This is a genomic window from Kutzneria buriramensis, from assembly GCF_003387475.1.
GTDB classification, from domain to species: Bacteria; Actinomycetota; Actinomycetes; order Mycobacteriales; family Pseudonocardiaceae; genus Kutzneria; species Kutzneria buriramensis.
Genome location: NZ_QUNO01000003.1, coordinates 98,686 through 120,385, shown reverse-complemented (window position 1 = coordinate 120,385; position 21,700 = coordinate 98,686). Strand labels below are relative to the sequence as shown.

The following is a 21,700-nucleotide window of genomic DNA, read 5'->3' as shown; positions in this document are numbered from 1 at the left end:
CTACTCCCAGCGGAACAGCCGGGCCGAGGCCAGCCCGAACACCACCGTGATGGTAGCCAGCACGACCAGGTGCAGCAGCTGCGGGAAATGCCCGGCCCACGAGTCGCGCACCGCCTGCATCGTCGCGCCCAGCGGCATGAAGTCGCCGATCCGGTTGAGGAAGCCGGGCAGCGCCTCGCGCGGCGTGAACACGCCGCCGGTGAACATGTTCACGAAGAACAGCAGCATGCCGACCGCTGTCGCCATCCGGGCCGTCGGCGCGATCGCCGCCACCAGCAGCCCGACCGAGAACAGCGCGAGCGAGCCGAGCACGAACGCCAGCACGAAACCCATCGGCTGGCCGGGCAGCGGGAAGCCGATGAGCCGCCCGGAGACCACCACGACCAGGGCCATCGCGACGGCCACCGCCGAGGCCACCAGCAACTGTCCGATGAGGACCTTCGACGGGTGCACCGGTGTGGTGTACAGGCGGCGCAGGATGCCCTTCTCCCGGTAGCCGGCCAGGATCGTCGGCAGCAGGTTCAGGGACAGGATGGCCAGCGAGAAGGAGATCGCCAGGCCCGGGAAGTAGGTGAAGATCGGGTCGCCGTCGGGCGTGATGATCAGGCCGAAGGACACCATGATCAGCAGGGGCAGGCCGAGGGTGGCCGCGACGGCGGCCGGCTCGCGCAGGAACAGCCGCAGCTCGGAGGCGGCGACACGGGTCTGGGCGCTCATGCGGCGGCCTCCTTGCGCAGGTGCCTGGGTGCTCATCGGACGTCCTCCAGGTTCTTGCCGGTCAGCGCGACGAAGGCGTCGTCCAGGCTGGCCTGCTCCACCCGCAGCTCGGCGGCGACGATCCGGTGCCGGGCCAGCACCGACGTGACCGCCTGCAACAGGTCGCCGGTGCCCGTGACGTGCAGCTGCGGGCCGACCCGGCGCACCGACGTGACCTCGGGCAGGTCGGTGAGCAGGCCGTCGGGCACGGGCGCGCTCGGCCGGAACCGGATGCGCTGCTCGGCGGCGACCGTGGAGACCAGGCCCGCCGGCGTGTCGAGCGCGACGACCCGGCCGCGGTCGATCACCGCGATCCGGTCGCAGAGCCGCTCGGCCTCCTCCATGAAGTGCGTGACGAGCACCACCGTGACTCCCCTGGCCCGGATGTCCTCGACCAGGCCCCAGGTGTCCCGGCGGGCCTGCGGGTCCAGGCCGGTGGTCAGCTCGTCGAGCACCGCGATGTCCGGATTGCCGATGAGCGCCAGCGCGATGAACAGCCGCTGCTTCTGGCCGCCGGAGAGCTTGCCGAACGGGGTGTTCGCCTTGTCCGCGAGACCCCAGTCGTCCAGCAGCCGCCGCCAGTCCACGGGGTCGGCGTAGAAGGAGCTGTAGAGCCGCAGCGCCTCCCGCACGCGCATCTTCTCGGGCAGCTGGCTCTCCTGGAGCTGCACGCCGACGCGGCTGGGCAGGGCGTCGTGCTCTCGGCGCGGGTCCAGGCCCAGCACCCGGACCGTGCCGCCGTCGGGCACCCGCAGCCCGGCCACGCATTCGACGGCGGTGGTCTTGCCTGCCCCGTTCGGGCCGAGCACGCCGAAGATCTCGCCGGGCCGGACGGTGAACGACACGTCCCGCACGGCGACGTGATCCCGATAACGTTTGTGGAGCCTGTCCACCTCGATGACGTCCATGGGAAAAGCGTCGTTTCCGCGGCCTTTCCACGGGATCGACCGGGCGATCACACCCGGGTCAACCGATCGGTGGATGGCGGGGTCGAGGCAGACGCCCGCGCGGCCTGTGCGAGGATCCCGCGTGAGATCCACTGATGTCCCGAAAGGCGGAGCTGATGGTCGACCACTCGCGCGTGCCGCGACTGATCTTCGCGGTGGTGGGCGTGCTCGTCGCGGTCATCGGTGTCGCCGGGCTGGTGCTCGGGCACGGTGGCTCGCTGGGCGACACCACCCCGGACGCGACCTTCATCGGTCTACAGCTGAGCCCGCTGCACAGCCTGCTGCTGGTGATCTTCGGGGTGATCGGCGCGCTGTCCTCGTTCGTGCGCCGGCTGACCGCGCCCTGGGCCATGCTCCAGTTCGCGGTGTTCTCCGGCTTCTTCGCCTACGGCGTGGCGGTGCCGGAGTCGCTCGGCCTCAACCTCGCCGACCACGTGCTGCACCTGGTCGTGCTGACCGTCAGCGCCACCTGCGCGCTGCTCGTCGCCGCCCCGTTCATGGGCTCCGACCGGCACTGACCCAGAAGACACGAAACGCCACGTGCGGCGGCCCCTGCTCCGTGCACGTGGCGTTTCGCGTGCCTGGCGTCACATCGTGGCCGGAGGCGTCTGCGTCGCCAGCGTGAACGTGGGATTGCCCTGGTCGTCCACATTGGCGTCCAGGACCTTGTCGTCCAGGTAGGCCGCGGCCGAGTCGTCCAGGAACAGCCGGGCGCCCTCGCCGGCGATCACCCGGTCGGCCTCGTCCGGCTGCGGCGCCAGTGCGAGCGCGAGTCGGCCGTCCTGGTTGGCGATGCGCAGCCCGGTTCCCTCGGGCACGCCGTCGTCGCTGGTCAGGCTGCGCACGACCTCCACGGCGTTCGGCGTGAGCGTGAGCATGTGTTCTCCGTTCGACGTCGGATCCGGTGAAGTGGCCACGCTAGCGCCGTCTGCCCGTCGTCGCAGCTCCGCGTGCGACTGAGTCCTTTGTGGACCTCTGAACCCCGGTGGTCAAAGCACTTGACCCCGTTCGGAAATTTCTTGGTGGTTTGACCACCCGTCATGACGGGTAGTCGCTTTTCGCCACGGGAGAACGGGTGGTGGGCGCACGCGTCGGGGGCGTGCGCCCATTGCCATGCGCGGACGGTGTTTCGATCTCGCCACCGGGGGTATTCGTTCCACGAGGACGGAGGCGAGAAACGATGACCAGCACAGTGAAATTGGCTGCCGGCGCGGCGATCGCCGCTGGGTGTGCCGTCTGCGCGTTGGCGACGCCGGCCCTGGCCGCGCCGTCGGCGCCGTGTTCCGCGGCCGCGCGGGCGTGCGTCGACCTGTCGACCCACCAGGCGTGGCTGATGCGTGGCGGAGCCGTGACCTACGGACCGGTGCCGGCGATGCCCGGCATGGCGAGCGCGCCGACGGATCCGGGCACCTTCCGCGTCACGTTCAAGGATCTGCACCACCGCAGCACCATCTTCAACAACGCGCCGATGCCGTACTCGGTGTTCTTCAACGGCGGCGACGCGTTCCACGAGGGCAGCCTGAGCGTGCCGTCGCACGGCTGCGTGCACCTCGCGCACACCGCGGCCGCGGAGTTCTACGCGGACCTGCAGCCGGGTGACGTCGTTCAGGTCGTGCCGTAAGAGCGCGGGTGGCGCCTCACCGAGGCGCCACCCGCTTTCTCCTTACAGGGCACCGAGTCCGTTCGGAGTGCCGAGGCCGGTCGGGCCGTCGTACCCCTTGCCGGCGGTGCACAGGTAGTCACCGCCGCAGTCCCAGTGCTTGTTGCTGCCGGTCGTCACGTCGTTCAGCGAGCCGGCGTGCTGGTAGATGTACTTGGCGTTGGGCAGCTTCGCGGAGTTGCCGGCCAGCGCGATCATCGCCGCGATGACCGGCGAGGAGGCGCTGGTGCCGCCGACGACGGCCCAGTCGCCGGCGGAGTACACGGCCGGGCCCGTCAGCGGGTCGGCCACCGCGGAGATGTCCGCGATCGTCCGGTTCGGACAGTCCTTGTCCTGCTGCCACGAAGGCTTTGCCACGTAACCGGAACAGCCGGATCCGGCGCCCTTCCACGCGGATTCCGTCCAGCCGCGGGCGTTGCTCGCCTTGCTGAGGCTGGTGCCGCCGACGGCGATCACCGTGCTCAGCGAGGCCGGCCAGCTGGCCTGCTTGAAGCCGGCGTCGCCGGTGGAGGCGGTGATCGCCACGCCGGCCTTGGCGAAGCCGCCGGCCAGCGCCGTCGTCTCGGTGTTCTCGTCGCCGCCGAAGCTGTTGGAGACGGCGACCGCGCCCGAGCCGGTGGCGACCGTCTCGGCCTTGGCCAGGTCGGCGGTGTCGGAGCTGTTCGCCTCCACGAGCACGATGTGGCAGGCCGGGCAGACCGCGCTGACCATGTCCAGGTCCAGCGAGATCTCGTCGGTCCAGTCGTCGTCCGGGTTCACCGGCGGCAGCGGCGAGGTCTTGCCGTTCTGGTTGAGGATCTTCAGGCAGCCGTTGGCCGTGGTGCAGGCCGGCAGCCCGTACGTCTTGCGGTACACGGCGAGGTCGGACTCGGCAGTCGCGTCGCCGTTGGCGTCCACGATCGCGACGGTGTCGCTCTTGGCCGTGGCCGGCAGGTTGTACGCGGCGTGCAGGTCGGCCGGGGCGAGACCGTCCGGCAGCTTGTTCGCGGACGGCTGCCACTTCGCCGCGGTGGTCAGCGCGAGGCAGCGGGCGTGGCCGCGCGCGGCGGTCGCGCAGACGGCGTGCGTGTCGGCGGCGGGCGTGGTGTCGCCCGACGACGGCGGAGTGGCGATTCCGTTGGGAGCGTTGACAAGCGCCGCGTTGTGCACGGTCTCGTCCAGGGTGCTGCCGGCCTTGTCGACGCCGTGGAACCGGACCGCGAGGTAGCCGGGCTTGGTGCCGGCCGGCACGGTGAACGCGCCGCTCGCGTGGTGGCCGTCGGTCAGCGTGACGGTGACCGGCTGCCAGGTCTTGCCGTCGTCGTAGGAGACATCGGCGGTGGCGGCGGTGACGTCCGGGTCGGCCGCGCCGGCCTGGTGCTGGAACGCGATCGACACGGTTGCCTTGCCGGGCGCGATGTTGTCGTGCTTGTCCTCGCTGAAGCCCGCGCCGGCGAACAGGATCGGCACCGGGCCGGTCGATGTGCTGGAGTCGAAGCCCCAGGTGATCTGGGTGTGCGTGGACAGCGCGGTGACGGCGCTGTCGTGCGTGGCGTCGATGGAGTAGACGTAGCGGTGCTTGCCGGCGGCCAGCTTCTGGTCGAACGCGTAGCCCATGGTGCCGCCGCTGTAGATCTGCTTGCCGTCCTGGGCGATCGTGGTCGGGCCGTCGCTCCACTGGCCGATGCCGCCGGAGAAGTCGGTGTCCATCACGCCCACGCCGTGCAGCGTGTCGCCGTCACGGCAGAGGAAGCAGGGGCCGTCGACCGTCGCCGGGGCCGGCGCGATCACGCCGCCCCGCCAGGCCAGCGAGACGTGCTGGCCGGCCTTCAGGGCCAGGGTGCGCTGGAGGTTGTCGACGTAGCTGCCGTTCGGGTCGAAAGTCCCCTCGTAGACGAAGGAGGCGTCCGTCGACACGTACCGGCGGTCGGAACCCGGGGCGTGCACGGGAACGTAGGGCACGGTGGGCAGCGCCGGGTCGGTGGGGCCTTCGTCGCGCAGCACGAAGTCGTCCCAGGTGAAGGCGTCCTGACCGGGCTGGTCGGTGACGAAGGTGTTGTCGATCGTGGCCAGGCTGGACGCGGTGACCGCGTACGTCTGGTTCGCGCCGATGGAGTCGGTCTTCGGCACCACCAGCGCGTAGCTGTACGGCGCGACGGCGGCGGCGGGGGAGACGCGGCGGCCGGCGACGGAGTACTGCAACGTGCCGTACTGCGCCTTCGCGGCCTGACCGACGTAGAAGCGGGTCCCGGCCATCGCACCGATGTCCAGGGTGGCGAGTTTCGCGCCCACGCCACGGCTCCAGCCGACGACGGTGGCGCTGTCGACGCTGGGCAGCGGCGTGGTGAACGCGACCGGCGACGCCTTGCGGCCGTCGACCGCGACGGTGGTGCCGGTGGTCGGCACGGTGACGTCCGTGACGGTCAGCAGCTCGGTCTCGGTGGGGTTGTCCTTGGCGTCGGTCTCGAACGCGGCGACGGCGACGCTGTAGTGCCCGGCCGGCAGGGCGATGCGGGAGTCGCCGGAGAGCATGATGCCGTCCCACTGCGCCCGGGCCGGGTCGTCGGTGTTGATCACGACGACCTCGGCCGCCTGCACCGGCTTGCCCTCGTGGTCCAGGGCCGTGATGTGCAGCGGCGCCATCACGTAGTCCGGGTGTGCGGCGGCGGGTTTCGCGCCGCCGATCTCGAAGCCGTCCAGCGAGCTCAGGTGGCCGATCGCGCTGACCGGCACCACCGTCGGGCGGCCGTCCAGCCAGGTGGTGACGGCGGCGGCGCTGTGGCCCGGGGCCGGCAGGAAGTCCGCCCTGGCACCGTCTACGCGCACGTGATCGCCCGTGGGCAGCGTGTAGAGGCCCGGGGCGACGGCCGGGCCGGCGGGCGCGGCCTGGGCGGCCGGCGTGATCGCGGCGGCGGCCGCGAACACCAGCGAGGAGATGGCGAAGCCGGCTGTCAGCCGGCGTCCGGTGAGGCGCACGCGTGAACTCCGTCCTGTGGCGGTGTTTCTACCGCTCGGGCGGGGCGGAGCCGCTGACGAGCCGATCTCACTTCTACGAGAGGCGGCGTCGATGCGTCAAGAGAGCGCTCGGAGTGTTACGGCAAGATGTGGCCGTCAGTCACCCCTAAAAGCCGCATAACGGTCATAGTCCTCCGATGTCCAGACCAATCCACCGGCGTGATCAGCGACGACGGGCGATGATCGGTCCGGCCGAAGCGGCCGCCGGCCGCTCACCGACGACCGCCCGCCGGTCGTCGCGCAGCGTCACGATCGGGCCGGAAAGCAAGATCGCGATTGGCATCATGGACGCATGGCAGCACCACGCGACGCCGAGTTGCCGGCGCGCAAGACGATCCACCTGCACCGCCTGTTCGAGCGCAAACCCGATGGGAGACAACAGGAAAACCGGCGTCCCGCGGACGCCGACGCGGTCACCGACCGTGCGGAGCCACCAGCTGGGCGGGGCTGAGCAGCGCCGAGAACGGCTCCGTGACCTCGACGATGTCGTCGCCGACGGCGCTCACGATCTGGGTGTACACGCCGTCGCGCAGGGCCAGGCAGCGCAGCTCCGGCAGCGTCGGATCGACCAGCCAGTAGTTGGGGCAGCCGGCCTCCTGGTACTTGGCCCGCTTGAGTTTCAGGTCCACCAGCCGGGTGCTCGGCGACAGCACCTCCACCACCAGCTCCGGCACGCCGGCCAGGTGCGTGGGGGTGAAGTCCTCGCGCCGGCCGACCACCAGGTCCGGGATGAACACGGTGTCGTCGGCCAGCACGACATCGACGGGGGCCGGCAGCACCTCCAGGTGCGCCGGGCAGTTCATCGTCAGCGCGATCAGCAGCCGCGCGACGATGCGCTGGTGCAGTGGACGGGGCGACGGGCTCATGACCAGAGTCCCGTCCACGAGTTCGTAGCGGTGCCCATCATCTGGCATCGCCTCCAGGTCCGCCCGCGTCAGCGGCCTACCGTGGGGAAATGCAGGAACACTTCCCATGGTGAGCCTCCTCGTGCCGACGATCCACCCGCCCGGCAGCGTACCGGGCGCGGGAAGAGGCGACTTCCACGCGAAATCCTCTTGAACCGACGGCGATCTCCGACCCGACCGGCACAGCGCCGCTCCGGTTGCCGCGATGATCGCCGCCGCGCGCTGCGCACCGTAGCCGATTCGGCGGCAACCATTGGTCCGGCCGGGGGCTCGGCGGCTGACCGGGTGATTTTCCCGGCAATGCCCCGAACGGCCCACGGCCGGCCATCTGCGCTGGCTGATGCCGTTGTGCGGCACCACTCTCGACTCACGGACGGCTACCCGGCGCACAGGAACCCCCGACGCCAGGGTGAAAACTACGTGAGGGTCTTGCCCTTCGTCTCCGGCAGCGTGACGACCACCAGGAACGCGATCACCGCGACCGCCGTGAGGTACCAGAAGAACAGCGTGGACTGCCCGGCCGCGGCCAGCGCGTTGATCACCAGCGGTGCCGTGCCGCCGAGCAGCGCGACCGTGAGGTTGTACCAGGCGCCGATGCCCAGCGCGCGGACCTCGGTCGGGAACAGCTCGCTCATCAGCGCCGGCGCGATCGACGTCTGCGCCGTGTACAGGCCCAGTCCGACGCAGAACACCACCGTGAGGCCGGCCAGTCCGGGGCCGATCAGCGTCGACAGCGGCACGCTCAGCAGCGCGGTCGCCGCCGTGAAGACGAGCATCTGCGGCCTTCGGCCGAACCGATCAGCCAGTGCGCCCAACGGGTACTGGAGTGCGACGAACAGCGCCGTGCCGATCGACAGCGCAAGGAAGACGTCCTGCGCCGCCGCGTGCCGGCTCGTCACCGCGAACGGCGTGAGCGCACTGAAGTACGTGTAGTAGACCAGCGTCGACACCGCCGTCGTGCCGACCAGCCAGCCCACCGCCTTCGGGTGCTCGCGCAGCGTCGTGCGCAGCGGCTGGGAGACGCGGGTTTTGTTCTGTGTGAACGGCTCCGTCTCGTGCAGCGTGCTGCGCAGCACCAGTCCGACCAGCCCCAGCACGCCGCCCACGACGAACGGGATCCGCCAGCCGTAGGACGTCAGGGCGGCCGTGGTCATGGTGTGCGCCAGCGTGAAGCCGAGGATCGACGCCAACAGCACCGAGGAACCCGTTGAGATGTAGAAGAACGCCGAGTAGCGGCCGCGGCGGTCCGGCGGCGCGATCTCGCCGAGGTACGCCGAGGCGTTGGACACCTCGCCGCCCAGCGACAGGCCCTGCGCGATGCGGGCCAGCAGCAACAGCGCCGGCGCCAGCCAGCCCGCCTGCTGGAAGCCCGGCAGCACCGCGATCAGCAGCGAGCCGCCGGCCATCAGCAGGATCGTGCCGATCATCGCCGGCTTGCGGCCCCGGACGTCCGCCCACCGGCCGAGCAGGTAGCCGCCCAGCGGCCGGAAGAAGAACGCCAGCGCGTACGTCGCGGCGGTGTTGATCTGCGCCAGCACGTCGTTGCCGGCCGGGAAGAACACCTTCGCGAAGTAGATGCTGAACGTCGCGTAGATCGTCCAGTCGTACCACTCGATGGCGTTGCCCACGCTGGCGGCCAGCAGCACGCGGACCGGGAGCCGGTGGCGGGTGAGCTGCTCGGTCATCGTCCGCTCCCTCCGACGGGGGTGTCCGCATACAGTGTGCCGTCACAGCGTCGCCGACGGTGAGTATTGGTCACGGCGCGGCCGGGTGTATGCCCGATGAATCAATTCGTATTCGCGCTTGGCGTCTGCCGAATCGGCCCTTGCAGGAAGCTGCACCGCCCGGGACCTTTCGGGCCCGTTCGTTGACCACGCCCGGATTCGCGCTGAATTCTGAGCTCACGTTTGCGATCACTCTACGGGGGCACCTCTTGAGCGACTTCATCATCGACCGCCGCACGCTGCTGAGATCCGCCGCTCTCACCGGGCTCGCGCTGGGCGGCGTGGCGCTCGGCGCGGGTAGCGCGGCCGCCGCGGTCACCGTGCCGGCCATCGCCAGCTGCGCGACCTGGGGCGCGCGCCAGCCGAGCGACCCGCTGACCGTGCTGCCGCACAAGCCCGTGCGGATCCTGATCCACCACACGGACACGCCCAACAGCACCGACTACTCGCAGGCGCACGCGTACGCGTTGGCGCGGTCGATCCAGAACGACCACATGGACGTCAACCACTGGAGCGACACCGGCCAGCACTTCACCAACACGCGCGGCGGCTACGTGCTGGAGGGCCGGCACAACAGCCTGTCCACGCTCAAGGGCGGCACCGAGATCGTGCGGGCCGCGCACTGCCCGGGGCAGAACGACATCGCCATCGGCATCGAGAACGAGGGCAACTACATGACCGTGGAGCCGCCGGCGAAGCTGTACAGCTCGCTGGTGACGCTGTGCGCGTACGTCTGCCACCAGTACGGGATCTCGCCCAACGACATCCAGGGGCACCGCGACTACATCGCCACCGACTGCCCCGGCGACGTGCTCTACAAGAAGCTGCCGCAGCTCCGCAAGGACGTGGCCGCCAAACTGGGAGGATAGGCATGACTGCCAAGGCATTACTGGTCGCCGGCGCCGTCGCGCTCGGCCTGCTCGCCGCGCCGGCGGCCTTCGCGGCCCCCGCCGCGCCGGCCGCCGCCACCTGCGCGAGCCCGGCCACGAGCAACCCGCACACCTGCGCGCAGGCCGTCACCTGGGCCAAGAACCACGTCGGGGCGACCAGCTCGGACTACGACCACCGCTGCGACCACGTCGTCGCGCTGGCCTACGGCCGCTCCGCCAGCGGCCACGGCAGCGCCGCCCTGCACTGGAGCTCCATGCCGTCGCGGTACAAGCACTCCGGCACCACCGTGCCGGCCGGCGGCCTGGCCTTCTTCAGCATCCCCAACAGCAACGACGGCCACGTGATGATCTCCATCGGCGGCGGCAAGTTCGTGTCCAACGACATCGTCGCCGCCGGCAAGCTCAGCGAGACCACCATCGCCACCATCGAGAGCAGGTGGGGCGGGCACTACCTGGGCTGGTCCAACCCCTGGTTCTGACGGTCACACCCGGCTGGGCACGCGGTCGCGCACGGCCAGGCCGAACAGCAGGACCGGCAGCACCAGCAGGCCGGCGGCCAGGCTGAGGCCGCTGTAGGTGAGCAGGGACAGCACGACGCCGGACAGGGCGGCTCCGATCGCGCCGACGAGGCTCATCAGCAGATCGGAGACGCCCTGCACGGCGGGCCGGCGGGCCAGTTCGACGGAGTCGGCGACCAGCGTGGAGCCGGCGACGGTGGACATCGACCAGCCGGCGCCGAGCACGATCAGGCCGACGGTCACCCGGGTCATGGAGTCGCCGGAGGTGGCGGCGAGCACCACGGCGACCACCAGCACGGCCTGCCCGGCCAGGGCGGTGCGGACGCGGCCCCAGCGGTCGGCGATCCAGCCCATCAGCGGCGACAGCGCGAACATGCCGGCGATGTGCAGGCTGATGGTGAGGCCGACGATGGTCAGCGCGGCCCCGTGTTCCTGCATGTGCACGGGAGTCATGGCCATCAGTGACACCATGACGGTGTGCGAGAGGGCGACCGTGGCCACGCCGAACCGGGCCTGCGCCGAGGTCTTCAGCACCTCCCAGCCGACGCGCAGGTTGCGGCCCCTGGAACCGTTGCGGGCCAACGGATCGGGGCGCAGGGCGACGAACAGCACGACGGTGGCGATCGCCGCGGCGACCGCGGAGAACACGAACGGGCCGGCCAGCGGCGGAATGCCGAGGACCTCGGCGACGGAGGCGCCGGGCTTGGTGAGGTTCGGCCCGGCGACCGCGCCGATCGTGGACGACCACACGACGAGTGCCAGGGAACGGCCGCGGTGGCGCTCGTCGGCGAGGTCAGTGGCGGCGAAACGGGACTGAAGATTTGCCGCGTTGCCGGCGCCCATTAACAGCATTGCCGGCAGTGTCAACGGAAACGAGCGGGCGACGGCGGCCGCGATCACCAGCACCGCGCCGAGCAGCGACACCGACCAGCCGAGGCTGAGCGCGAGCCGGCGGCCGCGCGCGGCGGCGACCCTGGCCAGCGGCAACGCCCACAACGCCGCGCCGAGCGTGCTCATCGTCGAGGCACTGCCGGACCACCCGGCGGAGCCGGAGAGGTCGGCCGCGAGCACCGCGCCGACCGACACCGAGGCGCCGATCCCGATGCTGCCGGCGATCTGCGCGGCGATCAGAACGCCCAGAGTTCGCTTTTGTGACACAAGGCGACTTTAGTTCGTTCACGGACAGCAGTCTTGTCATTACCGGAAACGGCAATACTGTGGATCTTCGTGGAGACAACTCGTCGATCCCTGCTCCGACTGCTCGCCGTGGGCGGCGCCGTGGCGGCCGTGCCCGCCACGGTCGGCGCGGCCCAGCCCGATGTCGTGATGATCATTCGTCACGGGGAGAAGCCGCCGGATTCCGGCAAGCCGTACGGCATCACCGCGGACGGCGTCAAGGACAGCTCGTCGCTGACCGTCCAGGGCTGGCAGCGCGCCGGCGGCCTGGCCGATTTCTTCAGCGGTGGCGGCAAAGTGCGCGTGCCGGACGCGATCTACGCGGTGGATCACAGCGACGGCAAGCACCTGAGGATGTCGCAGACGGTCACGCCGTTGGCCGGCAAATTGGGCTTATCGCTCAACACCGCTTACGCCGAGGGGGATGAGGCGGCGCTGGCCGCCGCCGTGGCGAAGCGGTCCGGCGCCACGCTGATCTGCTGGGAGCACACCGCGATCGCGGGCATCGTCTCGCATCTGGGCACGATCACGCCGAAGCCGCCGTCGAGCTGGCCCGACGACCGCTTCGACATGGTGTTCGTCTTCACCCGCAGCGGCTCCGGCTGGGCGTTCACCCAGGTGCCGGAGCTGCTGCTGTCGGGCGACAAGCCCTCACCCCTCTGACTTGTTCGACTTGGCCCGGGGGATCCGGTGCCGGGCCACGCCGACCACCACCGGCTGTACGGTCCACAGTGGACCGGTGAGCTTGTGGCGGCCGATGTCCACGGGCTCCACGTCGTCGTCGCCGCGACGCCGGGTCGGCGCGCCCTCGTAGCGCAGGCCCGGCAGCAGGTGCTCGTGCTTCATGATCACGGCATGCGGCGCGACCGTGGTGTGCTCGCCGACCACCGCGCCGTACAGCGGCACCGTGGCGTCGCCGAGCGTGGAGTGCGCGCCCACCTTGACGTGACCGATCTTGAGCACCCGGTCCTCGAAGGTGTGCGCCTGGAACATCGCGTTGATGGTGGCCCCGTCGCCGAACTCCAGCATGTCCGGGTCGACGATCTGGGCGAAGCCCTCGCCCAGCGCCACCCGCCGCCCGATCTTCATTCCGATCCAGCGCAGGTAGATCGGCAGCAGCAGCGTGCCCTCGAGCGCCGACAGCGGCTTGCTGGCGATGAAACCCCAGGCCACGTAGAGGAAGTCCCAGCGGCTGGCCCAGCAGGACCACAGCGGGTGGATGCCCTCCTTGACCCGGCCGAGCAGACCCCACTTCATCGCCAGGATGACCAGGCAGAGGAAGGCGCCGGTCAGGAAGGTGACGACCGGCACGCCCAGCAGCAGGAAGGCGGCCGGGTCGAGGACGGTCGCGGCCCGCTCGACGCCGAACGTCCACAGCGACACCGCGATCAGCGGCACGATCGGCAGCGTGAACCGGAGCCACTCCCAGAAGTTCCGGTTGATCACGCGGATCAGCGACGGATCATGGGTGAGCGACCGGTCCACGCTGACGATCTCGCGCTGCGGCAGCTCGAAGGGCGGGTGTCCGAACCAGGAGGTGCCCGGCCGCACCAGGCGGTCGTCGGCCACCGTGGAGATGCCGATCAGGATGTCCGCCGGCAGCCGCTGGCCGGCGGCGATCACCGCGTGGTTGCCGAGGAACGTGTTGGTGCCCAACGAGACCTCGGCCAGTGTCACGGTGCCGCGCTGCACCCGCGGCCCGCCGATGTAGATGCCGTCGGCGAAGAAGGTGTCGCCGTCCATGCTGATCAGCTCCGGCACCACGTCGATGATCGTGCTGATCTCGCAGTCCGGTCCGAGCTTCATGCCGGCGGCGCGCAGCCAGACCGGCCAGAAGATGCCGCCGGACAGCCACTTCCCGGCCGAGTCGACGATGCCGGTCTTGAGCCAGACCCGGATGTAGCCGAGGCTGTACCGGTCGATCACGCCCGGCAGCACCGGCCCGAGCGCACGTGACGCGATCGCTTCGAGGGCGACCTCGTACACCAGCGCGAGGCACGCGCACACGCCGATCATCGAGAGCAGCGCGAGGTGGTCGAACGGGTTGGCCAGGTCCGCGAGGAGGGTGTCGTAGGTCAGGCCGAGTTTCATGATGACGAACGCCGCGATCACCGTGAACGGCAGCGAGAACACCAGGCTCATCAGGTTGCGGCTGAGGATCATCGCCAGGCCGTGCGCCCTGGGCGAGAGCACCCGGCCGTCGACGGTCGGCGCCGGCGGATCCTGCGCCAGGCCGGCGGGCTTGGCCGGCGCGCCGTCCCACCGCTCGCCGTCGGGAACCGTGCTCCCCGTGGACAGATAGGACAGCGCGGACAGCCAGGCATTGCGGCCCACGCGCGCGTGCGGGCCGACGCCGGCCCGGATGTCGATCGTCGCGCCGTTGTCGATGGTCACCGGGCCGATCACGACCTGGCCCTGTTCCAGGTGCACCAGGCCGAGGGAGGCGTCCTGGCTGACCGTCACGTCGTCGCCGATGTCGAGCAGGTCCCAGCCGCCCTGCTGGAGGTTGACACCGCGATGGATGTGCACACGCTCGCCGATCCGTGCGCCCAGCTTGCGCAGCACGACGGAGGTGTACTCGGTGCCGGCGATCGTCTCCCAGGGGATGAACCGCATGAACTGCCGGACGATCCAGATCCTGACGTGGAAGGGACTCCAGACCGGCGTGCGCACGGCGGTGTACTTCCCGATGAGCAAACGCTTGGCGCGCACCGCGATCTCGATGAGCAGCGGCGTGCTGGCCAGCCGGACCACGCTGAGGACCACCGGGGCGAGGAAGATCAACCCGGTCAGGCCGAGCCGCTCGGACAGCCACGGGATCACCCAGAACGCGACGACGTACGCGACGATCGAGCCGACGAACAGCTCGAACGCCAGCCACAGCGCCTGGAACACGGTCGCGCCCAGCACCTCGACGGTGTGCCGTTCCCGCTGCTTGCCGCCGGATTCGATGTCCGGCACGGCCCGCTCGACGAGCCGGCCGACCGTGCGGATCTCGTAGAGGTCCCGGACGGTGATCGACGCGGTGGCGGGATTCGTGCGCAGCTTGGTGATCAGCATGGCGCCGTTGAGCGAGCTGCCGCCGAGATCCGTGAAGAAGTCGTCGGCGGCGCCCGGCAGATCGGGCAGCTTCAGCACTTCCTGCACGGACTGCGCGATGAACAGGGCCAGCGGGTTGGTCGGGGCCGGCCCGGCGTTGTGCTTGCGGGCGCGGGCCACCGTGAGCACGGGAAGCTCGCTGCGGCGCAGCTTTCCGCCGGCGGTGCGCGGGAGTTCGTCGATGGTGCCGAAGGCGCCCGGCATCATGTACGCCGGCAGCGCCTTGCGCAGCTCGTCCTTGAGCTGGTCGACGTGCGGCAGCTCGCGCGGGTCGGTCGGAACCACGTGCGCGGCAAGCATTTCCGTCGCGCCCTCGCCCTGCACCCGGCACGCCGCCTCGCGGATGCCGGGGCAGCGCGCCAGGACGGCCTCGATCGCCTCGAGCTCGATGCGGTAGCCCCGCAGCTTCACCTGCGAGTCGATTCGGCCGTGATAGAAGAAGGTTCCGTCCGGCTCGGCGTGCACCAGGTCGCCGGTGCGGTAGATCCGGCCCAGCGTCGGGTGGTCGACGAACTTCGCCTTGGTCAGCTCGGGCTGGTTCAGGTACCCCAGCGCCAGCCCGGCCCCGCCCATGCACAATTCGCCCTTTTCGCCCGGCGGGACGGGTTCCAGGCTCTCGTTGAGCGCCCAGGCGGTCATGCCCGGCACCGGCTTGCCGATCGCGACCTGCTCGCCGGGCACGATGTCCTGGCGCATGCACGTGACCGTGCACTCGGTCGGGCCGTAGCCGTTGACCATCCGGCGGCCGCGCGACCAGCGCTCGGCGACGTCCTCGGGCAGCGCCTCGCCGCCGACGTACAACAGGCGCAGGTGCAGCAGCTCCGTGCGGGGATCGGCGCATCCGGTGGCGCGCAACAGGGTCGGCGGCGGGCAGAGCACGGTGATGCGCTCGTTGCGCAGCCACGGCACCAGGTCCGGGCCGAGCCGCGCGGTCTCGTCGTCCATCGACACCACGGTCGCGCCGGTCGCCAGCGCCATCCAGATCTCCTCGACGGAGGAGTCGTAGGCGGGCGAAGACCCCTGCGCGACACGGTCTCCCGGGCCGAGGTCGAACTCGTTGAGGTCGCCGCCGACCAGGTTGGCCGCGCCCCGGTGCGGGATCATCACGCCCTTGGGCTTACCGGTGCTGCCCGAGGTATAGATGATGTACGCGACGTCGTCCGGGCCGGGCGGCTCGGGCAGCGGCAGCGCGGGCGTGGTCAGCGGCAGGTCGACCCGGATGACCGGGCCGGGGTAGCCGATCTGCGCCGCCCGCTCCGCGCCGGCGGCGTCGGTCAGCAGCGCCCGCGCGTGCGAGTCGCTGAGGATGTGCGTGACCTGGTCGTCCGGGAACGCCGGGTCGACGCACACGTATGCGGCGGCCGAGCGCAACACCGCGAGCTGCGCCACGTACAGGCGCGGCGTGGTGCGGCCCAGCATGATCGCGGCGACCGCGCCGCGGCCGACGGCCAGGTGCACCACGCCGGCCAGCAGCTCCGACTCGTGCTTGAGCTCGGCGTAGGTCAGGGTGTCGCGCTGCGGCCGGCTCGCCGCCGGCGGCACGTCCACCGCGACCGCGTCCGGCCAGCGCACCGCGGCCTGCACGAAGAAGTCGTGCAGGGCGGTGGGCCGGCCGACGCGCGGTCGCTCAGCGGTGGACGACATTGACCATGGCCAGCAGGTGGTCGGCGAGCATCGGGCGCAGCAACTCGCGTTCCGCCGCGGTCCGGAACTTGAATCCCTGGATCCGCCCGAAGCAGCTTTCCTCGCCGCACCGGCAGTCGAACGGCTCGGCCATCTCGTATTCGGTGGTGTCGTAGTGGAACGTGATTTCCTGCCACGGCTCGATCGGTCGCAGTGCGAAGAACTCACGGCCCCGCAGCTGGGCGTTCGGCGCGCAGCTGTGGTTGGTGAACCGCCAGAAGAAGCGGTCCATCATTTCCTCGGGCGCATGCCCGCCGGGCAGATCCAGGTGAATTTCCGCGCCCACCTGAACCGAGTACCGCGTCGGCGTCTCGGTGAGATGGCCGTCCACCGCGAAAAGGCGGCTTCCGGTCGAGAATTCGCGTTGTGCGACGAGTCTGAATTCGCCGCCCGCGCGGACGACCGCAAATCCGTCCCTGGCGTTCGTGGCTGTCATCGCCGGACCTCCCTGCTCGATTCCGGTGATGAGTACGTGGCGGCCCGGCCTGGCGGTTCACCGGTGACCCGGGGTCACAATCGGATATGTCGGACGTTGCGGGACGAGTGCAATGAGTCACCGCCGTCGCGTCGACAACTTCGAATGTTTTAGCCGTACGGCGTGGGGCCGACGGAGGCGACGGCGGCGGCCAGACGGCGGACGCCGTCGGTCAACACCTCCGGCGGCGCGCCGGCAAATGTCAGCCGAAGATGTCCGGCCGGCGGGTCGGCCGCGTACCAAGGGCGACCGGGGGAGACCACGACGCCGTGCGCGGCGGCTGCCTTCGTCAGGACGAGATCGTCGACGTCGTCGGGGAGCCGGACCCAGACGTGCATGCCGCCGGTCGGCACGGTGACCGGGCGGAGCCGGGGGATCTCGGCGGCCAGCGCGGCGAGCAGCGCGTCGCGGCGGGCCTTGAGCGCCGGCCGCAGCGCCTTGAGGTGGCGTTGCCAGGCTGGCGATGACAGGAACTCTAGCGCTGCTAGCTGGAGCGGACCGGCGACGAAGAAGTCGTCCAGGACCCGTGCCGTGCGCAGCCTGGCGCCGGCCGCGCCCCGGGCACCGATGGCGGCGACGCGCATGCCCGGCGCGGCGGTCTTCGTCAGGGACCGCAGATAGATGACGTGGCCGTGGACGTCGTCGGCGGCCAGCGGCGGCGGAGGCGTGCCGTCGATGACCAGGTCGCGGGCGAAATCGTCCTCGATGAGGAACGCTTGGTGCTTGGCTAGCACCGCTAGCACTTCTGGACGGCGCTCGCGGGACAGCACCGCGCCGTGCGGGTTGGCGTACAGCGGTTGGCTGTAGAACACCTTCGCCCCGGTGCGGGCGAAGGCCGCGTCGAGCAGTTCGGGGCGGACCCCGTCGGCATCCATCGGCACCGCCACGACACTCAGCCCCGCGCTGCGGGCCGTCGCGATCGCCCCGAGGTAGGTCGGCGCCTCGACCAGGACCGGGTCGCCGGGCGCGGTCAGCGCGCGGAACGCCGTCGACAACGCGGCCTGGCCGCCCGGGCACACCACCATGTCGCCGGCCCGGAACGACCCACCGGCCTGGCGGGCGAACCAGGCGCGCAGTTCCTCCCGGCCCTCCACCGGTCCTCGCGCCCATGCCTCCGGCCGCCGGGACGCGCGGCCGAGCGCCGCGCCGAGGGCCGCCACCGGTTGCAGCTCCGGATCCAGGTAGCCGCTGGACAGCGGCACCGCCTCCGGGCCCGGCATCGCCAGCAGGTCCGGCAGCGCCTCGTCGCCCGGCGGCTTCGCGCCCAGCGCCACCGACTGCCACTCCAGGTCCGGCACCTGCGGACACGGCTGCGTCGCCGCGGCGAACGCGCCCTTGCTGGCGCGGACCTCGATGACCCCCTCCGCGGTCAGCCGGCGCATCGCGTGCTGCACCGTCACCGGTGAGACCCGCAGCTCGGACATGATCGTCCGCACCGACGGCAGCCGCCCGCCCGGCCCGGCGATGTGGGCCGCGGCACGAAGCAGTCGGATAACGCCTTCCTCTGCGTTATCGTCATTCATGAGAGTGGAGGATAACGTTACTGCCTCCGGCCGGGTAACGGCCGGCGTGCTGCTCGGTGCGCTCGGGGTGCTGGCTTTCAGCCTCACCCTGCCTGTGACCAGGATTTCCGTCGCCGGCCTCGACCCGTGGTTCGTCGCGTTCGGCCGCGCCGCCGTCGCCGGCGTGCTCGCCATCGGCTACCTCGTGTTATCCGGCCGGCGCGCTCGTGGTTCAGGTGATGCCGGGGGCGGCTTGCGGCCCACGGCTTCTCAACTCCGGCGGCTGGTTGTCGTGGCGATCGGCGTGGTCATCGGGTTTCCGCTGTTCACCTCGATCGCGTTGAGCCAGGCCACCGCCGCCCACGGCGCGGTTGTCGTCGCCCTGCTCCCGGCCACCACCGCGGTGTTCGCCGTCGTCCGCGGCGGCGAGCGGCCCTCGCCGCAGTTCTGGTACGCCGCCGGAGCCGGCTTCGTCGCGGTGCTGACGTTCGTCGCCGTCTCCGGCGGCATGGCCGGCGGCTTCCACACCGCCGACCTGTGGTTCTTCGCCGCCGTGCTGGTCTGTGCCCTGGGCTACGCCGAGGGCGGCGCCCTTGCCCGTGACCTCGGTGGGGCCCGGACGATCTGCTGGGCGCTCGTCCTCGCGTTGCCGGTCACCGTGCCGGTCGCCGTCATCGCCGCGCACGGCCTGGGCGCGGCCACCGGCGTCGAGTGGCTGGGCTTCGGTTACGTCGCCTTGATCTCCCAGTTCCTCGGCTTCTTCGCCTGGTACGGCGGGTTGGCCCGCGGCGGCGTCGCCCGGATCGGCCAGGTCCAGGCCGTGCAGCCCGTGCTGACCCTGGTGTGGTCGGCGGTGCTGCTGCACGAGCACGTGGACGTCGTGACGGTGGCGGTCGCCGTCGTGGTCCTCGGCTGCGTCGTGCTGACCCAACGCGCCCGGTGACCGGTCAGGCCGCCGGCACCGGCTGCGGCGCCGGCGGCCCGATGTAGCGGGCGGCGGGGCGGATGACCTTGCCGCCGCCGGCCTGCTCCAGCACGTTCGCGCACCAGCCGATGACCCGGCTGGCGGCGAACGTCGGCGTGAACATCGAGCGCGGGATGCCGCACTGCTCCATCACGACGCCGGCGTAGAACTCGACGTTGGCGTAGAGCTGCCGGCCCGGCTTCAGCTCGGCCAGGACCTCCACGATCCGGCGCTCGACCGTGACCGCGAACTCGGCCAGGTCCGGGGCGAAGCCCTTGGCCGCCAGGTCCAGGGCGATCTCGCGGAGCATCCGGGCGCGCGGGTCCTCGGTGCGGTAGACGGCGTGGCCGAAGCCCATGATCCGGTCGTCGGCGGCGACCTTGCCGCGGGCCCACGCGTCGATCTTGTCGGGGGAGCCGATCTCGTCGAGGCTGTCCAGCGCACGGTCCGGCGCGCCGCCGTGCAGCGGGCCGACGAACGCGCCGATCGCGGCGGCGACCGCGGAGACGACGTCCGAGCCGGTGGACGCGACGACCCGGGCGGTGAACGTGGACGCGTTGAAACCGTGATCCACCGTCGCGACGAGATAGCTCTGGACGGCGGCGACCTGGTTTTCGTCGGGATTCTCGCCGGTGACCAGATACAGCCAGTTCGCCGCCGCCGACAAGTCCGCACGAGGTTCCAGCGGCTGACGACCGGCGCGCAGGCGGTGCAATGCGGCGAGGATCGTCGGCGTGACGGCGCTGACCAGCAAAGCGTCGGCCCGGCGGCGGGCGGGCGTCGCGTCCCAGACCGGCGGCAGGTCGCGGGCGGCGGCGATCAGCGACAGCGCCGTGCGCAAACCGGCGAGCGGCCTGAAGGTCGACCCGGCACGCGCGATCGCCGGCAGCACCTCCCGCACGTCGTCGGGCAGCACGCGGAGCGCCGCGACCTTCTCGGCGAAATCGAGGCGCTCGGCGGCGTCGGGCAGCCGGCCCTCGACGAACAGGAACCAGACGTCCTCCAGCGTCCTGGTCCTGGCCAGGTCGATCGCCGGATAGCCGCGGTAGTGGTAGAAGCCCTCGGCGCCGCGCACGTCGCCGAGTTCGGTCGTGGTGACCACGACGTCACGTAGACCAGCCGGTACATCCATGACAACCTCCGTCTCGACTGGTCAACTGTCGATTTGACAATCAACTATTGTCAACGTTGATACAGTCAAGATGAGGCGAGGAGTCGCAGGTCGTGGCCAACGGGAGTGATGAGCGTTACCTGACCACCGCCGAGGTCGCGCGCCGATTGGGCGTGAAGACGGAGACCGTCTACGCCTACGCCAGCCGCGGCATGCTGCGCAGCACGCGCCTGCCCGGCCGCCGTGGCAGCTTCTTCGCGCAGGACGAGATCGACGAGTTCGTCGCGAGCGGACGCGACGGTCGACAGCTGTCCGGCGCCGTCGAGCGGATCCGCACCGAACTCACGCTGCTCGACGACGACCTGCTCTTCTACCGCGGCCACAACGCCGGCGAACTCGCGCTGACGGTCAGCTTCGAGGCCGTCGCCAAACTCCTCTGGACCGGCGAACTCGACAAGACGTTCAACTTCCGCCGCTACGACCGGGGCGTCGAGACCGTCCGCACGGCACTGGCCGCTCTGCCGCCGCAAACCGGGACGCTCGACGCGATGAAGGTCGCCGTCGCGGTTCTCGGCGCCGTCGACCCGCTCCGCTTCGACCTCACCACCCCCGCCGTCGTGCGCGTCGGCCAGCGGCTGATCAGCGTCCTCGTCGACGCGCTGCCCGGTGACGAGGTCGACTCGCCGCTGATCGCCGAGCGGCTCGCCGGCAAGCTCGGCGGCCGCCCCATCGACCTCGGCCTGCTCAACATCGCCCTGGTGCTGCTCGCCGACCACGACCTCGCCGCGTCGACGGTCGCCGCGCGCGTCGCCGCCAGCGCCCGCGCCCACCCGTACGCGGTGGTGTCCGCCGGCCTCGGCGCGGTCGACGGCCGGTACCACGGCGTGCAGAGCACGCTGGCGTACCGGTTCCTCGCCGAGGCGAAGGACAACCCGCTGCGCGCCATCGCCGAGCGGCAGCGCGCCGGTGGCATCCCCGGCTTCGGGCACCGCGTCTACCAGGCCCACGACCCCCGCGCCGACGTGCTGATCGGCCTGCTGCGCACCCACCCGGACGCCGACCACGTGATGGGCACCGTCGACGCGGTGATCGTCGCCGCCGACTCGTTCCCCAACGTCGACCTGGCGCTGGCCGCCCTGATGCACGCCTACGACCTGCATCCCGACGCCGGCGAGACGATCTTCGCGCTGGCCCGCACCGCCGGCTGGCTGGCGCACGCCATCGAGGAGTACCGCGAACCCGGACTGAGGTTTCGACCACTCGGCGTGTACACCGGCGACCGTCCGGAGCGATGAT

General features: G+C 70.9%; 19 protein-coding genes. 7 read left to right on the top strand and 12 right to left on the bottom strand.

Features of this window, described 5'->3' with window-relative positions:
* Complete coding sequence (locus tag BCF44_RS08985) at positions 1–717, bottom strand: ABC transporter permease (RefSeq protein ID WP_170217427.1); 717 nt, start codon at positions 715–717, stop codon at positions 1–3.
* 32 nt (positions 718–749) lie between these two features.
* Positions 750–1,664 (bottom strand): ABC transporter ATP-binding protein, encoded by a 915-nt coding sequence (locus tag BCF44_RS08980; RefSeq protein WP_116173732.1) that lies wholly within the window; start codon positions 1,662–1,664, stop codon positions 750–752.
* Positions 1,665–1,798: 134 nt separating this feature from the next.
* Between BCF44_RS08980 and BCF44_RS08975 the strand changes: the two genes are divergently transcribed.
* The gene (locus tag BCF44_RS08975; RefSeq protein WP_116173731.1) at positions 1,799–2,221 is read left to right on the top strand and encodes a DUF4383 domain-containing protein; all 423 of its coding nucleotides are present in this window, start codon (positions 1,799–1,801) and stop codon (positions 2,219–2,221) included.
* Between the two features lie 69 nt (positions 2,222–2,290).
* On the opposite strand, the gene BCF44_RS08970 is transcribed toward BCF44_RS08975, so the two are convergent.
* Complete coding sequence (locus BCF44_RS08970; protein ID WP_116173730.1) at positions 2,291–2,581, bottom strand: hypothetical protein; 291 nt, start codon at positions 2,579–2,581, stop codon at positions 2,291–2,293.
* 302 nt (positions 2,582–2,883) lie between these two features.
* On the opposite strand from BCF44_RS08970, the gene BCF44_RS08965 reads away from it, so the two are divergent.
* Positions 2,884–3,324, top strand: a complete 441-nt coding sequence (locus tag BCF44_RS08965; protein WP_116173729.1) for a L,D-transpeptidase — start codon at positions 2,884–2,886, stop codon at positions 3,322–3,324.
* Positions 3,325–3,366: 42 nt separating this feature from the next.
* Here the strand turns inward: BCF44_RS08965 and BCF44_RS57460 are convergent, their stop codons facing one another.
* The 4 genes from BCF44_RS57460 to BCF44_RS08950 all read right to left on the bottom strand — a co-directional run bounded on the left by BCF44_RS57460 (position 3,367) and on the right by BCF44_RS08950 (position 8,947).
* Entirely contained in the window at positions 3,367–6,318 is a 2,952-nt protein-coding gene (locus BCF44_RS57460) for a S53 family peptidase (RefSeq protein WP_116173728.1), read from the bottom strand.
* Positions 6,319–6,520: 202 nt separating this feature from the next.
* Positions 6,521–6,736 (bottom strand): hypothetical protein, encoded by a 216-nt coding sequence (locus tag BCF44_RS54695; RefSeq protein WP_147328443.1) that lies wholly within the window; start codon positions 6,734–6,736, stop codon positions 6,521–6,523.
* Between the two features lie 34 nt (positions 6,737–6,770).
* Positions 6,771–7,331 (bottom strand): Uma2 family endonuclease, encoded by a 561-nt coding sequence (locus tag BCF44_RS08955; protein WP_116173727.1) that lies wholly within the window; start codon positions 7,329–7,331, stop codon positions 6,771–6,773.
* A 347-nt stretch (positions 7,332–7,678) separates the two neighbouring features.
* Positions 7,679–8,947, bottom strand: coding sequence for an MFS transporter (locus tag BCF44_RS08950; protein WP_116173726.1), 1,269 nt, complete (start codon positions 8,945–8,947; stop codon positions 7,679–7,681).
* A gap of 248 nt (positions 8,948–9,195) precedes the next feature.
* Here BCF44_RS08950 and BCF44_RS08945 point away from each other — a divergent pair, with 248 nt between their 5' ends.
* Together BCF44_RS08945 and BCF44_RS08940 are read left to right on the top strand one after the other, a co-directional pair.
* The gene (locus tag BCF44_RS08945; RefSeq protein ID WP_246014904.1) at positions 9,196–9,855 is read left to right on the top strand and encodes a peptidoglycan recognition protein family protein; all 660 of its coding nucleotides are present in this window, start codon (positions 9,196–9,198) and stop codon (positions 9,853–9,855) included.
* Positions 9,856–9,857: 2 nt separating this feature from the next.
* The gene (locus BCF44_RS08940) at positions 9,858–10,355 is read left to right on the top strand and encodes an NlpC/P60 family protein (protein WP_116173724.1); all 498 of its coding nucleotides are present in this window, start codon (positions 9,858–9,860) and stop codon (positions 10,353–10,355) included.
* A 3-nt stretch (positions 10,356–10,358) separates the two neighbouring features.
* Here BCF44_RS08940 and BCF44_RS08935 read toward each other — a convergent pair whose 3' ends face one another.
* Complete coding sequence (locus BCF44_RS08935) at positions 10,359–11,552, bottom strand: MFS transporter (RefSeq protein ID WP_116173723.1); 1,194 nt, start codon at positions 11,550–11,552, stop codon at positions 10,359–10,361.
* A 69-nt stretch (positions 11,553–11,621) separates the two neighbouring features.
* Between BCF44_RS08935 and BCF44_RS08930 the strand changes: the two genes are divergently transcribed.
* Positions 11,622–12,233 carry a hypothetical protein gene (locus BCF44_RS08930; protein WP_147328442.1) on the top strand — a complete coding sequence of 204 codons (612 nt, stop codon included), beginning with the start codon at positions 11,622–11,624 and terminating at the stop codon, positions 12,231–12,233.
* On the opposite strand, the gene BCF44_RS08925 is transcribed toward BCF44_RS08930, so the two are convergent.
* The 3 genes from BCF44_RS08925 to BCF44_RS08915 all read right to left on the bottom strand — a co-directional run bounded on the left by BCF44_RS08925 (position 12,222) and on the right by BCF44_RS08915 (position 18,350).
* Positions 12,222–16,313: a non-ribosomal peptide synthetase gene (locus tag BCF44_RS08925; protein WP_116173721.1), complete on the bottom strand. Its 4,092-nt coding sequence runs from the start codon at positions 16,311–16,313 to the stop codon at positions 12,222–12,224. The two genes, BCF44_RS08930 and BCF44_RS08925, sit on opposite strands and share 12 nt — an antisense overlap.
* Positions 16,297–16,788 carry an SET domain-containing protein-lysine N-methyltransferase gene (locus tag BCF44_RS08920; RefSeq protein WP_116173720.1) on the bottom strand — a complete coding sequence of 164 codons (492 nt, stop codon included), beginning with the start codon at positions 16,786–16,788 and terminating at the stop codon, positions 16,297–16,299. The genes BCF44_RS08925 and BCF44_RS08920 overlap by 17 nt, the downstream gene beginning before the upstream one ends.
* A 149-nt stretch (positions 16,789–16,937) precedes the next feature.
* The gene (locus BCF44_RS08915; protein WP_116173719.1) at positions 16,938–18,350 is read right to left on the bottom strand and encodes an aminotransferase-like domain-containing protein; all 1,413 of its coding nucleotides are present in this window, start codon (positions 18,348–18,350) and stop codon (positions 16,938–16,940) included.
* On the opposite strand from BCF44_RS08915, the gene BCF44_RS08910 reads away from it, so the two are divergent.
* Positions 18,349–19,272 carry a DMT family transporter gene (locus tag BCF44_RS08910; RefSeq protein ID WP_116173718.1) on the top strand — a complete coding sequence of 308 codons (924 nt, stop codon included), beginning with the start codon at positions 18,349–18,351 and terminating at the stop codon, positions 19,270–19,272. The genes BCF44_RS08915 and BCF44_RS08910 overlap by 2 nt on opposite strands.
* A gap of 4 nt (positions 19,273–19,276) precedes the next feature.
* On the opposite strand, the gene BCF44_RS08905 is transcribed toward BCF44_RS08910, so the two are convergent.
* Positions 19,277–20,425 (bottom strand): citrate/2-methylcitrate synthase, encoded by a 1,149-nt coding sequence (locus BCF44_RS08905; protein WP_116173717.1) that lies wholly within the window; start codon positions 20,423–20,425, stop codon positions 19,277–19,279.
* Positions 20,426–20,517: 92 nt separating this feature from the next.
* On the opposite strand from BCF44_RS08905, the gene BCF44_RS08900 reads away from it, so the two are divergent.
* A complete protein-coding gene (locus BCF44_RS08900) occupies positions 20,518–21,699 on the top strand; it encodes a citrate synthase (RefSeq protein ID WP_116173716.1) in 1,182 nt (393 codons plus the stop codon).
* The last annotated feature ends 1 nt before the right edge of the window (position 21,700 follow it).